The 14217-nt window shown below is 37.3% G+C and carries 12 protein-coding genes; 2 read left to right on the top strand and 10 right to left on the bottom strand.

From position 1 onward, the window contains the following. Position 1 precedes the first annotated feature (1 nt). The 4 genes from ACM46_RS17275 to ACM46_RS17290 all read right to left on the bottom strand — a co-directional run bounded on the left by ACM46_RS17275 (position 2) and on the right by ACM46_RS17290 (position 3004). The gene (locus ACM46_RS17275; protein ID WP_048507945.1) at positions 2-916 is read right to left on the bottom strand and encodes a ribonuclease Z; all 915 of its coding nucleotides are present in this window, start codon (positions 914-916) and stop codon (positions 2-4) included. Between the two features lie 171 nt (positions 917-1087). Continuing rightward, a complete protein-coding gene (gene rdgB, locus ACM46_RS17280) occupies positions 1088-1669 on the bottom strand; it encodes an RdgB/HAM1 family non-canonical purine NTP pyrophosphatase (RefSeq protein WP_048507946.1) in 582 nt (193 codons plus the stop codon). Next, positions 1669-2187, bottom strand: a complete 519-nt coding sequence (locus ACM46_RS17285) for a hypothetical protein (RefSeq protein ID WP_048507947.1) — start codon at positions 2185-2187, stop codon at positions 1669-1671. Before ACM46_RS17285 ends, rdgB begins: the two co-directional genes overlap by 1 nt. Further along, positions 2174-3004: a CPBP family intramembrane glutamic endopeptidase gene (locus ACM46_RS17290; protein ID WP_053082723.1), complete on the bottom strand. Its 831-nt coding sequence runs from the start codon at positions 3002-3004 to the stop codon at positions 2174-2176. The genes ACM46_RS17285 and ACM46_RS17290 overlap by 14 nt, the downstream gene beginning before the upstream one ends. A gap of 565 nt (positions 3005-3569) precedes the next feature. Here ACM46_RS17290 and ACM46_RS17300 point away from each other — a divergent pair. After that, positions 3570-5165 carry a peptide chain release factor 3 gene (locus ACM46_RS17300; protein ID WP_048507949.1) on the top strand — a complete coding sequence of 532 codons (1596 nt, stop codon included), beginning with the start codon at positions 3570-3572 and terminating at the stop codon, positions 5163-5165. Between the two features lie 70 nt (positions 5166-5235). Here the strand turns inward: ACM46_RS17300 and ACM46_RS17305 are convergent, their stop codons facing one another. The 4 genes from ACM46_RS17305 to ACM46_RS17320 all read right to left on the bottom strand — a co-directional run bounded on the left by ACM46_RS17305 (position 5236) and on the right by ACM46_RS17320 (position 11032). Then, a complete protein-coding gene (locus ACM46_RS17305) occupies positions 5236-7557 on the bottom strand; it encodes a reprolysin-like metallopeptidase (RefSeq protein ID WP_048507950.1) in 2322 nt (773 codons plus the stop codon). Between the two features lie 17 nt (positions 7558-7574). Further along, on the bottom strand, positions 7575-8063 hold the full coding sequence (locus ACM46_RS17310; RefSeq protein ID WP_048507951.1) for a hypothetical protein: 489 nt from the start codon (positions 8061-8063) through the stop codon (positions 7575-7577). Positions 8064-8325: 262 nt separating this feature from the next. Beyond that, positions 8326-10584 (bottom strand): reprolysin-like metallopeptidase, encoded by a 2259-nt coding sequence (locus tag ACM46_RS17315; protein WP_048507952.1) that lies wholly within the window; start codon positions 10582-10584, stop codon positions 8326-8328. A gap of 10 nt (positions 10585-10594) precedes the next feature. After that, complete coding sequence (locus ACM46_RS17320; protein ID WP_131707619.1) at positions 10595-11032, bottom strand: hypothetical protein; 438 nt, start codon at positions 11030-11032, stop codon at positions 10595-10597. Positions 11033-11376: 344 nt separating this feature from the next. Between ACM46_RS17320 and ACM46_RS17325 the strand changes: the two genes are divergently transcribed. Continuing rightward, complete coding sequence (locus ACM46_RS17325) at positions 11377-12327, top strand: DUF4349 domain-containing protein (RefSeq protein ID WP_048507954.1); 951 nt, start codon at positions 11377-11379, stop codon at positions 12325-12327. 181 nt (positions 12328-12508) lie between these two features. Here ACM46_RS17325 and ACM46_RS17330 read toward each other — a convergent pair whose 3' ends face one another. Both ACM46_RS17330 and ACM46_RS17335 read right to left on the bottom strand, forming a co-directional pair. Further along, positions 12509-12874, bottom strand: a complete 366-nt coding sequence (locus ACM46_RS17330; protein WP_048507955.1) for a hypothetical protein — start codon at positions 12872-12874, stop codon at positions 12509-12511. Between the two features lie 23 nt (positions 12875-12897). Further along, complete coding sequence (locus tag ACM46_RS17335; protein WP_048507956.1) at positions 12898-14037, bottom strand: acyl-CoA dehydrogenase; 1140 nt, start codon at positions 14035-14037, stop codon at positions 12898-12900. Positions 14038-14217: the final 180 nt, after the last annotated feature.

Consider the following 14217-nt stretch of genomic DNA (forward strand, 5'->3'; position numbering starts at 1 on the left):
TTTAAATTTTTACACTTTCCAAAGCTTTGGGAAGGAAGGTATTGGGAAAAACTTCTCTGGCTTCATCTGTAAACACGGTGAGATCGGCATATCTGTTGGAAAAATGCCCCAGAATCAGTTTTCCGACTTCCGCTTTCCGGGCGATCATGGCAGCTTCCATAGCAGTAGAATGTCCCGTATAATCTGCCATTTCTTTCAGATCATGGAGAAAAGTAGATTCATGGTAGAGAACCGTTACGTTTTTAATGATAGGAAGAACACTTTCAAGATACCGGGTATCACTGCAGAAGGCATAAGATACGGGAGGTACAGGATCCAGTGTAAGAATTTCATTTTTCAGGACGTAGCCATCGCTGAGCACAACATCTTTTCCTGCTTTTATATTGTGATAATCACAGCTTTCTATTTCTTTGTACTTGGCAATTTCCTTCATATTCAGGTGCCTGTCTTTTGGTTTTTCTTTAAAAAGATAACCGTTGCAATATATTCTGTGATCCAAAGGAATGGTATACACTTCTACCCTGCTGTCTTCATAAATTTTTTCCGAATAGTCTTTATCCAGCTCATGATAAACGACTTCAAAACCGCGGTGTGTTTCCGTAATCTGAAAAATGGTTTCCAGCATTTTCTTGATTCCTTTAGGACCATAAACATGCAGCGGAATATCTCTTCCAAGCAGACGGAAAGAGGCAATAAGACCTGGCAAACCAAAACAATGATCGCCATGAAGATGCGAAATAAAGATATGATTGATCTTTGAAAATCTTGCTTTTGCTTTTCTCAGCTGTACCTGCGTTCCTTCTCCACAATCAATTAAGAAATGTCTCTCTTCCATTTCCAGCAACTGGGCTGTGGGTGAGGAATTGATCGTCGGAATAGCTGAATTAAAACCTAATATCGTTAAATAAGTACTCAAATCAATAGTTTATTATAACAAATGTACGACAGAAAATCTAAACATATATTTCAGATCTAAGTTTAAATGCTGAAACGCATAGAATATCTGCCATCACAAAAGGTTTTCACCGATATACTTTCTGAAAACATTCCCTATTTGTATTAAGGTTAAAACCTTTTGCGATTGGAATTAATCTTTTACTTTCAGGAAATCCAGGAACAGGTCCAATGCCTGCTTACGATGACTGATTCTGTTTTTATCCTCAGGATTCATTTCTGCAAAAGTCATCTCATATCCTTCCGGAACGAAGATAGGGTCATATCCAAACCCTTTATGTCCTTTATTTTCTGTAAGTATATTTCCGTGAACCCTTCCTTCGAAATAGCGGGCTCCGTTTTCGTCATAATAGCACAAAACTGTAATGAAATAGGCTTTTCTGTTTTCTTCACCGTCCAGTTCACCTAAAACTTTCTCCATGTTTTTAGCAAAATCGTGATCGCCTGCATAGCGTGCAGAAAAAATCCCGGGTCTGCCGTCCAACGCTTCAATCGCAATACCGCTGTCGTCTCCTAAGCTCGGAATTCCGGTTTTTTCAAAACAGTATTTTGCTTTAATTAAGGCATTGGCATTAAAAGAGTCTCCGTCTTCTACGATTTCTTCATGAATATGATAGTCTGTAAGGCTTTTTACAGTAAAATCATTGCCCAAAATCTGCTGAATTTCTTCTTTTTTGTGGTGGTTGTGTGTTGCTACTAATAATTCCATTACCATTATTTTTTTATAAAAAAACTGACTGCAAAAGTAAGAATTGAAATTCCAATACAAGCAACTGACAGGTAATAAAACAAAATCAGCTGCGTGGAATTATCTCTATCTTCCTTTATTGCCATTTCTATGATGTTTCCATTTTTCGGATAGGTCTGCAGAATATAATCTCCTGTTTCATCAACAGCAAAATTCGCATATGAGGTATATATTTTATTTCCAACTGTTTCCACTTCAAAAATGAATTTAGGGACAGCCGTATCCGGAAATTTTCTGATGATATTGTTTTTAAGATCTTTTAATTCAAAATAATAGTTTCTTTTTTGAATTTCATTGGCATTATCATTCACCAGATAAAGTATGTAATCTCCTTTGCTTAATTTTAATGCAGACTTCTCCGAAGTTTTAAGTTCAATATAATCAGACTGCTGTAAAAAGAAGAATAAAACGGTACAAACTATGGAAATCAGGGCGAAAATTCCTGAAACAATTCTTATTCTCTTTTTTATTTTAAATTTCCGCATAATGTACTTTATACTTTTTCATAAAAAGATAGTAAAACAGGGAAAAAAGAACAATTCCTATGGCAAGAATAATCCATTCTGAAATTTTGAAAACTTCCGCAAAACTTTCATTTTTGGTATAGGTCACCAACATCGAAGAACACAAATTGTTAAATCCATGCAGTAACATCGGTAACAGAAGGGATTTTGTTTTATAATACACCAGTCCAAGCACACATCCCAGCAAAACCGCTCCTACAAACTGCCATGGATTTCCATGAACCAGCCCGAAGATGAGAGATGCATAAAAAATAGCTCTTTTAGGATCTACTCCTTTATTGATGAGCCCTTTCTGAATAATTCCTCTAAAAATAATTTCTTCAAAAATGGGTGCCATAATCACCGTCATGATGATCATTGTAACAGGTTCAAAGGTCAATTTCTCCATAAGTTCTGAGAAGTAATCGTAATATTTTCCCCAGAACGGTCCCGTAATAGGAATAAGTGATGTGACAAATTCTGAGATCAGCATCATCCCGATCATCATAGGAAATATCAGGAGATAGGTAGATAAATTGGTAGGAGAAAAATTGAAATTTAGTTTTTCCCCGGTTGATGGCCTCACAATAAAAAAATCAAAAAAAGCAATAGCTGTAAGAAATCCGGCCGCATTCGTAAGCATTAAAAACCAGTCTCTAAGTTCAAGATTTTCTCTGAAAACAATTTTCCAGAAACTACCGAAAAAGGAAACAGCGATTGTCCCTATGAATAATCCTGCGATCAGGACAAGACCTCCCATCCATGTAAACGTAAACTTAGGATACTTACTATTTTCCATACTTTTCTCTGTACATTTTAATAAAAACAAAGATAATTTTTTTGAATACGGCGGGCAACTAAAAAAGGAAATTGTTGGGCGGGGGCGGGTTTCGAGTTGTGGGGTACGGGTTGGAGAGTTTCGAGTTGGAGAGAGTGATTTGTTTTTTTGTGAAAAAAGTTGAGGATGTTGAGTGGAGAATACAGACTGGTCGAAGCCACCGGAGTTCTGTATTTCTTCTGTCTGATGGCTTTATAATCTTGTACTGGTAGCTTCGAGTGCCTCAGCCGCCAATCTTGATTACTATTAGCCATAATAATTAGTTTTATCATTCACCTTTAACATGCAAAGCAAAATTCACCATTCATTATATCATTCCAGCCTAAAACCAAAACTCAAAACAAAGATTAAAACAATCCTCAGAATCTCGTATACCGCACCCCGCAACTCAAACCCTCAAACTCGCACCTCGAAACACTCAAACTCTACTACTCTCCAACCCGCAACTCGCACCCCAACTATTTATTCACCTAAATTATTTGAAACCTCGTAAAAAATCCCGATTTTTGCAACTTCAAAATACACTATGTCAGACTTAATCAAAGAAATACAAAAAAGAAAGACTTTCGGGATTATTTCCCACCCGGATGCCGGAAAAACTACGCTTACTGAAAAGTTACTGCTTTTCGGAGGGGCTATTCAGGAAGCCGGTGCAGTAAAGTCGAACAAAATAAAAAAAGGAGCTACCTCCGACTTTATGGAAATTGAAAGACAGAGAGGGATCTCTGTAGCTACTTCCGTATTGGCTTTTGAATATAAAGATCACAAAATCAACATCCTGGATACGCCAGGTCACAAGGATTTTGCTGAAGACACCTACAGAACCTTAACGGCTGTAGACTCCGTAATTGTTGTGATAGACGTGGCAAAAGGGGTTGAGGAGCAGACCGAAAAACTGGTAAAAGTCTGCAGAATGAGAAACATTCCTATGCTTGTTTTCATTAATAAGCTTGACCGTGAAGGTAAGGATGCTTTTGATCTTTTGGATGAGGTAGAGCAGAAATTAGGATTAAGAGTCGTTCCGCTATCCATTCCTATTGGTATGGGAAGTGATTTCCAGGGAATTTATAATATCTGGGAGAATAATATCCAGCTGTTTCTTGAGGAAAAGAAGCAAAAGGTAGGTGAAACTATTAAGTTTGATGACATCAACGATCCTTCGATTGATGAAGTAATCGGAGGGAAAGCAGCTCAGAATCTTAGAGATGAACTGGAGCTGGTACAGTCCGTATATCCTGAATTCAGCCGTGAAGATTATATGTCCGGTGATTTGCAGCCTGTATTCTTTGGTTCGGCTTTGAATAATTTCGGAGTACGTGAATTACTGGATGCTTTTATTGAAATTGCCCCGATGCCTCAGCCTAAAGAAAGTGATACACGTCTTGTAAAGCCTGAGGAAAGTACTTTCACAGGGTTCGTTTTCAAAATCCATGCGAATATGGATCCGAAGCACAGAGACCGTCTTGCTTTCGTGAAAATTGTTTCAGGAACATTTAAAAGAAATGAAAATTATCTATTGGTAAGAGAAGGCAAGAAAATGAAATTCTCTTCCCCGAATGCGTTCTTTGCAGATAAAAAGGAAGTTGTAGACGAAAGTTTCCCGGGAGACATTGTGGGTCTTCATGACACCGGAAGTTTCAGAATCGGAGATACATTAACAGGAGGTGAAAAGCTTAGTTTTAAAGGAATTCCAAGTTTCTCTCCGGAGCACTTCCGTTATATCAACAACAACGATCCGCTTAAAGCGAAGCAGCTTGCTAAAGGTATCGATCAGCTGATGGATGAAGGAGTAGCCCAGTTATTTACTCTGGAAATGAACAACAGAAAGATCATCGGAACCGTTGGAGCGCTTCAGTATGAAGTAATTCAGTACCGTCTGGAACATGAATATGGTGCCAAATGTACCTATGAACCTCTTTCTATGCACAAAGCATGCTGGGTGGAAGCCGATGAAAGATCTGAAGAATTCAAAGAGTTTGCAAGACTTAAGCAAAGATTCCTGGCAAGAGACAAATACAATCAGTTGGTATTTTTAGCCGATTCTTCATTTACGATTCATATGACCCAGGAAAAATTCCCTAATGTGAAGCTGCATTTCATCAGTGAATTCAAAAATGATTAATAATAATCTCTATTAAAATAAAAAAAACCGTTCCTATGAACGGTTTTTTTTATTAAATCTGTTTGATGATCTATTTAGGTATCATCATTAATTTCTTGACAATTTTTTCTCCATCTACAGTAACATGAATCATATAGGATTCAGTAGGTAAATGTGTTAAGTTAATCCGCTCCAGAATTTCGTCAAATATATATTTGGTCTTTTTAGGAACAATCAGTTTTCCATCCATTGAAAATATTTCGTAAGAAATAACATAAGGACGCAATGGAACCTGTCTAGGGAAATCTGCTTTAATATAAACATAACCATCATTGGAAGGTACAGGATATATCATCAGCCCCTGGTAAATTCTTGTAGGGACTGTCGGATTCCCTGGATTTGTTCCAGGATTGACTACCACTGATGAATTGATTGTAAAATTCTGTGAATTGACATTTAAAAATACATTATCCACAGCTTTTACCATAATTCTGGCATTGTTCGTAACCGTTCCAAGACCACCTGGAACAGTATAATTATAAGTACCGTTGTTAGGAGTGCTTGCCACCAAAACTGTTGGAAAAGTAAGACCTCCGTCTTTGGACAACAGAATAGTTACATTAGGTGTGCTTATAGGAGCAGCCGTTGTATTGGCAACATCCCATTTAATTGCATATGACTGACCTTCAGTCCAAACAGTTCCTGCTGTATTTTGTGAAGTAACCACAAAAGGTCCCGCAGTATCTATAACGGTAAGCTTCACGTCATCACGCCCTGTCTGGCCTCCCTGAGCATTATTATCTCTTACAAGAACTGAAAAATTAAGATCTCTTCCTCTGGAGGAAAGCTTTTCCCATGCTCTCACATCTGTAGGAGCTGCAATGGCAGGGTCATAGCCGGAAACAATGGTAGAAAGTCTAGGAAAGTATCTTGAAGGTGACGCTGTAGGCATTACAGACCTGAAAAGAGGTCCCACTGCATTGGTCGGTTGAGGCGGCATAGTCGCTGCTCCAAAATCAGTTTGTTCCCAGGTATAGGTAAGAGCATCATTATCCGGGTCCGATGCAGTTGCTGTTAGCATAAACGGTGTACTCTTCGGTATGCTTCTATCCACCCCTGCATTGGCAACAGGCTCTCCATTTGTAGTGGGCGTTTTAACACCGCAGTTTGAGGTGGCACCCGTAGTCAATCTAAAATACATTTCTGCAATACTTACTGCATGAAAATAAGCGTCACTATGAGGTTGCACATTGGGAGCACAGATACCTGCGTATCCCATAATAGAGCTGGCACTTCCCGGCTCTACCGATGTAGGGTTGTTTCTGTTACAGCCATTATTCTGTGTATGGTTTGCTCCAAACTGATGTCCCATTTCATGGGCTACATAGTCTATGACAAAAGGATCCCCTACCGGAATTGCAGAACCTGTAACTCCGCCTGCTTTGCTATTTCCACAAATGGAAGGAGTAGCTGCTAAACCGTTATCATTTCCTGCATTGGCCTGAAAGAATAAGTGTCCGATATCGTAGTTGGCAGCACCAATAACATTATTGGTAACCGTGATATTTTCATTGAGCATCTGCCCGGCATCCAGGGTATTAAAAGTATCTGTAGCGATAAAGAATAAAGAATCTGTATTCGCAATAAGCTGCAGTCTTACTGAAATATCTTTTTCAAAAACTTCATTTAATCTTGTGACAGCTAAGTTAACAGCCGCAAGAACAGCCGCTTTTTTCTGAGCATCCGTTCCTGTACCTACACCGGCCTGGCCTGCAATATAAGCTGTGTATTCTACTGTTGTTGTAATAGCCAGCCTGTACTTTCTAAGCAATCCGTCTATAACTGTTTTCTGAGCATTTAAAGCAGATGCATCCAGTTTATTATCTTCATTAAAAAGACATTCAAACTGATTAGGAGATGATGCATTTTTTCTGTCGTAAAGTTTATAAACGTTATTATCTTTTGTATAGGAATCGATATAATAAATTCCCTGATTATTTCTGATCATCCCATTAAATCCAAAATAAGGATCTATGGTAAACTTTAAAACTGCCGATTGGTCCCCTTTTTTGAAACCAGTATAAGAGCGGACCTCGGAATATCTTTTCTGAAGGTCGGGATGCATCGTTGATGATTCAAAAACCTCGTAGGTATCAAAGCCTCCTTCAAGGTTTGGAAAATTCAACAATACTCCTTTTTGAGACAAATGCATGTCACTGTCCGGCAAATTTTTAAGTTGATTTTGAATCTCACTGACATTGAGTTTAAACAAAGTGAAATCTGTAATCTTTACATTATTCTCACGAATTTCACTGTTGATCTTTGAGTCAGACTTTTTCCAATAATTTTTTTGAGCAAACCCTACTGCTGAAAACATGAATAAGGTTCCCAAAACCAGTAATTTTTTCTTCATCTATTTATTTTTTTTAATTAAGAGGTTATTAGCTTAACACTTGAAGGAATTTTTCCTTCTATCTTAAGAATCACTATAGGATCCTTTTCTTTGTTCGATATATATTCTTCGTTATTAATTTCTTTATAATAAACATATAATACAGATTTGTCTTCTTCTATCTTCTCTATTTCAATATCTCCGTAAGGCTGTATTTTCAATTTGGGCTTCAATACAATCAGAAACTCACCTTCAGCCAATGTAGGGATTGGTGCTGACCGGGAAAATCTCTTATCTTCCATTAAACGGTATAATTTTAAGGTTTCCTCAAAAGACCGTAAAATGGTATATTCTTTTAATGGTATATTTCTATTCAGTCTTCGTACTTCTGAAAACTTGACATCATTATGGTTTTCACTCGTTAATGATTCTGCTTTAACACCGGTTTTTGAAGCAGAAACATTTGTACAGCTTAAACCACCCCAAAATCCAATCAAAAGCAACAGAAAGATCAATACTCTTTTCATCACTAAAATATTAATACACAAATGTAAATATTCAAAATGAAAATTATAAATGTTTTTAAAGAAATTATCAAATAACTGTTAAATTAACCCAAAAATACAATAATTAATTGTTAAAATTATACAATCGTTTAAAAATAACTAATAAATTAAAAACAAAAGCAGCTGCCTATCCGTATCTCTTTATAAATACACTTACAATTTCAATTAAAATAAACCATTCAACATGACATTGAACGGTTTATTTTTGCAATCCAATGATCTGTTATTTTTTAATAATCAGTTTTTTGGAAATTTTCTGACCATCTTTATCTACCTGGACGATATATCCTCCCGAAGGAACGTGAGATAAATTAACTTCTTCCCGGGTTTTACCTCCTTTAAGATCTTTTCTGGCATTTACTAATTTTCCGTCCATTGCAAAGACTGTGTAAGAAATACCATTTCCTGATTCTGTTTCGATGGTAAAAATTCCTTTTGAAGGGTTCGGATAAATTTTTATTCCTGCCTCCGCCTTTTCCGCTTCACTTACACCCAGTGTAGAATTGACCGTAAAGTTGGTGGTATTTACATTTAAAAATACATTATCCACTGCTTTTACCATAATCCTTGAAGTTGAGCTGGTTCCCAAACCTCCCGGAACATTGAATGTATAAGAACCGTTGTTTGGTGTGCTTGCAACAAGCGTATGCGGGAATGTCACTCCTCCATCCGTAGAAAGGAGAATCATCACATTAGCCGTATTTACAGGAGCTACATTGGTATTGGCTACATTCCATGTAATGGTCTGAGAGCTTCCTACATTCCAAACTACTCCCGCGGCATTCTGAGAACTTACCGTGAATGGTCCGGCAGCTGTAGATACCGTAAGCTGGATATCATCACGGCCTGTCTGCCCGCCTACAGGTTTATTATCTCTTACCAGTAAAGAGAAATTTAAATTTCTTGCCACAGTAGAAAGCTTCTCCCATGCTCTGTAGTTTGTAGCTGTATTAATTGTAGAATTGTACCCTTCTATAATGGTTGAAAGTCTTGGAAAATATCTCGTAGGAGAAGTTGTAGCCCACATCGACCTGAACATCGGACCAACAGCATTGGTAGGTCTCGGAGGCATCTGTGCTGCTCCGGTGTCTATCTGCTCCCAGTTATAGGTGATAGCATCCCCATCCGGATCTGACCCTACGCCGGTTAAGGCAAATGGAGTTCCCATCGGGATGGTTCTGTCCGGACCTGCATTGGCTGTCGGTTCATTATTCTCTGTTGCGGTATTTACCGAGCAGTTTCCTCCTCCTGTAATGGTAGTATACATTTCGCGGATACTTACAGCATGGAAGTAGGCGTCACTGTTGTTTTGTACATTCGGGGCACAGATCCCTGCGTAGCCCATAATGGAGCTGGCACTTCCCGGCTCTACTGAGGTTCCGTCATTTCTGTTACAGCCATTATTTTGAGTATGATTAGCTCCAAACTGGTGCCCCATTTCATGAGCAACATAATCAATCACAAAAGGATCTCCTACAGGTACTGCCGATCCTGTAACACCTCCTGCTTTATAATCATTTTCGCACACTGAAGGGGTGTAAGCCAAACCATTATCATTTCCCTGAGTAGCCTGGAAAAACAGGTGTCCTATATCATAATTATTAGCACCAATTGCGTTATTGGTTACAACAATATTCTCATCAATCATCTGATCCGCATCCAATGCATCAAAAGTGTCTGTGGATGTGAAAAATAACTGATCCGTATTCGCAATAAGTTGTAAAGACACGGAAATCTCATTTTCAAAAACCTGATTAAGGCGTGTTACGGCTAAATTAACAGCAGCCAGTACAGCAGCTTTTTTCTGGGCATCTGTTCCTGTGCCTACCCCAGCCTGTTGGGCAGTATAAGCGGTATATTCTGTGCTGGTACTTATAGCCAGTCTGTATCTCCTCATTAAACCGTCTATAACAGTTTTAGTATGTGTATTTCCAACATCAATTAAAGGTGAGTTTCCTTTAAACAGACAATCGAAACGGCTTTGTGAAACGGCATTTTTCCTGTCATATACCATATAAATTCTGTTATCCTTAGAATATGAATCTATATAATAGGTCCCTTTTATCCCTCTTACTGATGCATTAAGTCCGAAATACGGATCATAGGTAAATCTGATACTGGTTGCAGGATCTCCTACCTTCTGGCCTGCATAAGATTTGATATCAGAATATCTTGCCTGCAGATCCGGATGCATAGTAGAAGCTTCAAAGACTTCGTAGGTATCAAATGTTCCCTGAGCATTGGGAAATTTTACAAGAATGCCTTTTTTAAAAGAAAGACTGTTTCTGTCAGGAGCCAAAGAAAGCTGGTGCTTCAATTCATCTGTATTCAAGCTGACCAATTGATAATCTGAGGTTCTTACGTTTCTCTCCCTTGTGTCTTTTACATTTTTCTCAGTGGTCCTGCTCCAGGTATTCTGCTGGGCAACAGCACTTCCCGAAAGGAGTACCAGACCTGTAAGAAATAATAATTTTTGTTTCATTTTAATATATTTAGATTGTGGTTAATTTTACTTCTTTAGGTTCGCCAATAACCTTCAGTATCAATATAGGATGGGACTGTTCTTTTTCTGCATATTCCCAATTTTCGATTTCTTTGTATAAAATATTCAGTACCGATCCGTTTGTTTCCATCTTTTCAATTTGAATATCTCCGTATTTTATTTTTTTCAAACCCGGTTTCAGGATCAGAAAATATTCTCCTTTCTGCAAAACAGGAATAGGTGCAGATCTGGAATATTTTGAATCATTGAACTTCATATACAGCTCTTTCATTTCTTTTGTAGAAGTAATGACTGTATATTCCTTCAGATCATTATTAAGATTAAGTCTTCTGATTTCCTTGTATTCCACTTTTTCAGGATGATCTTTTTGTAGATTTATTTGTGAAACACTTTTATATTCAGCACAGTTCAATACCAAAAAATTCATAAAACTTAACACCATGAAATTTTTAATAAATAGCCCCATAATCACAAAGATAAATCTTATTTTAAGAATAAAAGATGTGTTTTTTTCATCTGTACAATGATCAATTTGGGATAATGAATACGTTTTACATAGCAACACAAATATTTAAATAAAAAAATTAATCTTAATAAATAAAAAACAGAATAATAATAAGGTAAAAATCAAAAAAAAATTTTGTAAAATAATTGTAAAAAAAATACAAACCCTTCATTTTTATCACTTTACAATTTACCAGAACTATACTTTTCATTTACAAAAATATCTTTTCCCTCCCTGCTAATTTTACTTCATCAAAAAATAATGTTATGAAAAAGTTCATATTAGTGTTAGCAGTATCAGGTACTTTTATCATGTGTAAAAAGGGGGAAGCTGCCCATTCCAAGATTGAAAATACATTACATGCTGCAGACAGTACAGCGGCTGCCGTGAATGAAACGGTAAACTCTATCAGCCATGCCGCAGACAGGGTTCTGGATTCAGCCAGTATCAGAGTAAAAGATTTCGAAGATACAAAAGGAGAAATTCAGCAAAAAATAGAAAACACATCCAAAATCGTAGATTCTTTATCAGATAAAATTGCTTCTACAAAACTGGAATCGAAGATTGAAAAAAAGGATTCTGCTGAAAAGAAGACTGAAAAAGTGGTGGTGAATGTACAGGCTCCAAAAGTGGTTAAAGAAACCAAAATCGTTTACAAAGAAAAACCTAAAAACGATGGTTATGAGCTTAAAAACAGATTGGTAAAAACGGGCAATCTCTCTATAAAAGCCGACAATACAGATACCGTAAAAGAACTGGTAAGAGAAGAAACCCTGAGAAATAACGGGTATGTAAAAAGTGAAGAACTTTCCTATGTTACGGCTGAGCCTGTCAGAAAAGAATCTTCGTATACCGAAAATACCCAGAAAATGTATGCTCTTGAGATTAAAGTTCCTATCAGAAATTTCGACAGTTTAATGAATGATCTTAGCGGAATTGGCCAGACAGAGAGTAAAAACATACAGGTTTCCGGAAACAGTTATGAAGATAATACGTTATGCAATATCACCGTGACTCTTACCGACACATCGGATTATGAAAAAGAACCTAAAACTTTCGGCGAGAAATCATTGGCTGCGGTTTCATCAGGCTGGAGCGTGATTACAGCCACTTTATTGTTTCTTCTTCCCTTATGGCCGTTGTTTCTGATTGCAGGAATCGGATACTATTTCTACAAGAAGAAAAGTAAAAAAACAACCGATGATCACCCTCAATAACACAGGATTCATCAAAAGCATATTTTTTAATATTTTTTTAATGAATATGAAAAATTTAAATCATTACTTCTTCTTATATTTATAGAAATAAGAAATGAAATAATATCGCTTGAATGAGCGCTCGTATATTATTAAAGTAAGTGGTTTGTAAATGGAAAGGCTCCCAATCGGGAGCCTTCCGTTATTTCATGTTCACTACTTTGTCTACAATAAACTTTGTATTTCCTCTCCAGGGAAGTGCTCCGTTGTATTCTTTGTAATGAAGATCAAAAGTTTTACCGCTGTTGGTTTCCAGTTGTTTAAAAATTTCAGGATCTTCTACAGAAAATTCAAATTCGTAGCTCGTTACGGTCCCCGTTTTTCCTCTTCCAAAACCTTCCTGGATTAGTTTTCCTTCATAGGTTTTGAAAACATAGCCTTTTTTCATGGCATAATTCAGATACCCTGATTTTACTCCTTCTCCAAAGACGAAATAGTATTTGTACCATACAAAAACGCCCACCAGAAGAAGAACCACTCCTAAGGTGATCCACAAAGATTTTTTCATAAGCAGTGTGTTTTAGATTTATATTATTTTGCGATGCTTCGGGAAATCACAATTTTCTGGATCTCGGAAGTTCCTTCGTAAATCTGTGTGATTTTTGCATCTCTCATTAATCTTTCTACATGGTATTCTTTCACATATCCATATCCACCGTGAATCTGTACGGCTTCAATAGTAGTGTCCATTGCTACCTGAGAAGCATATAATTTTGCCATAGCACCGCTTTCAGAGATATCTTTACCTGCATCTTTCTCGCATGCTGCTTTGAAACACAACATTCTTGCCGCCGTGATTTGCGTAGCCATATCTGCTAATTTGAATGCAATAGCCTGGTGGTTGATGATTTCAGTTTTGAAAGCTTTTCTTGTTTTAGCATATTTTAAAGCCAATTCATAAGCACCTGAAGCAATTCCTAAAGCCTGAGAAGCAATTCCGATTCTTCCTCCGTTCAATACTGCCATTGCAAAATTAAATCCGAAACCGTCTTCCCCGATTCTGTTTTCTTTCGGTACTTTTACGTTATTGAAGATCAAAGAGTGCGTATCACTTCCTCTGATTCCCAATTTATCTTCTTTTACTCCAACTTCAAAACCTTCCCAACCTCTTTCTACGATGAAAGCATTGATTCCTTTATGCTTTTTCTCAGGATCCGTCTGTGCAATTACAATATAATAAGAAGCTGTTCCTCCATTGGTAATCCAGTTCTTGATCCCGTTTAAAAGGTAGTAGTCTCCTTTGTCTTCTGCTGTTGTTTTCTGGGATGTAGCATCAGAACCTGCTTCAGGCTCGGATAATGCAAATGCCCCGATCACTTTTCCGCTGGCAAGAGGAGTAAGGTATTTCACTTTCTGTTCTTCGGAAGCGAATTTTTCCAGACCTGCACATACCAATGAGTTGTTTACAGACATTACAACCGCTGCAGAAGCATCAATTTTTGCGATCTCCTCCATTGCCAAAACGTAAGAAACACTGTCCATACCGGCACCACCGTACTTAGGATCTACCATCATCCCCAAAAGGCCCATTTCTCCCATTTTCTTTACTTGCTCTGTTGGGAATTTCTGATCACGGTCTCTCTCGATAACTTCAGGTAATAGTTCATTTTGTGCAAAATCTCTTGCAGCCTGCTGAATCATCAGCTGTTCTTCCGATAAATTAAAGTCCATAAAAAATAATAATTAGATAGCCGTAAATTTACACTTTTTAACGAAATCTGAAAATAGAATTAGAAGTTAGAAATTAGAAGCTAGAAGTTAGCAGTGAATCGTTTCATATTTTTGGGGTATTATTACTGAAAATGGCCGGATATTATGGCAGGCATTCAATTAATTTTCAATTAGTAAATT

It is taken from the genome of Chryseobacterium angstadtii (assembly GCF_001045465.1).
Lineage (GTDB): Bacteria > Bacteroidota > Bacteroidia > Flavobacteriales > Weeksellaceae > Chryseobacterium > Chryseobacterium angstadtii.

Coding starts and splice junctions, on each gene's coding strand:
- ACM46_RS17305 (WP_048507950.1), bottom strand. CDS start 7,557: ATGAAGAAAAAATTACTGGTTTTGGGAACCTTATTCATGTTTTCAGCA.
- ACM46_RS17315 (WP_048507952.1), bottom strand. CDS start 10,584: ATGAAACAAAAATTATTATTTCTTACAGGTCTGGTACTCCTTTCGGGA.
- ACM46_RS17330 (WP_048507955.1), bottom strand. CDS start 12,874: ATGAAAAAATCTTTGTGGATCACCTTAGGAGTGGTTCTTCTTCTGGTG.
- ACM46_RS17310 (WP_048507951.1), bottom strand. CDS start 8,063: ATGAAAAGAGTATTGATCTTTCTGTTGCTTTTGATTGGATTTTGGGGT.
- ACM46_RS17290 (WP_053082723.1), bottom strand. CDS start 3,004: ATGGAAAATAGTAAGTATCCTAAGTTTACGTTTACATGGATGGGAGGT.
- ACM46_RS17320 (WP_131707619.1), bottom strand. CDS start 11,032: ATGAATTTTTTGGTATTGAACTGTGCTGAATATAAAAGTGTTTCACAA.
- rdgB (WP_048507946.1), bottom strand. CDS start 1,669: ATGGTAATGGAATTATTAGTAGCAACACACAACCACCACAAAAAAGAA.
- ACM46_RS17300 (WP_048507949.1), top strand. CDS start 3,570: ATGTCAGACTTAATCAAAGAAATACAAAAAAGAAAGACTTTCGGGATT.
- ACM46_RS17325 (WP_048507954.1), top strand. CDS start 11,377: ATGAAAAAGTTCATATTAGTGTTAGCAGTATCAGGTACTTTTATCATG.
- ACM46_RS17335 (WP_048507956.1), bottom strand. CDS start 14,037: ATGGACTTTAATTTATCGGAAGAACAGCTGATGATTCAGCAGGCTGCA.
- ACM46_RS17285 (WP_048507947.1), bottom strand. CDS start 2,187: ATGCGGAAATTTAAAATAAAAAAGAGAATAAGAATTGTTTCAGGAATT.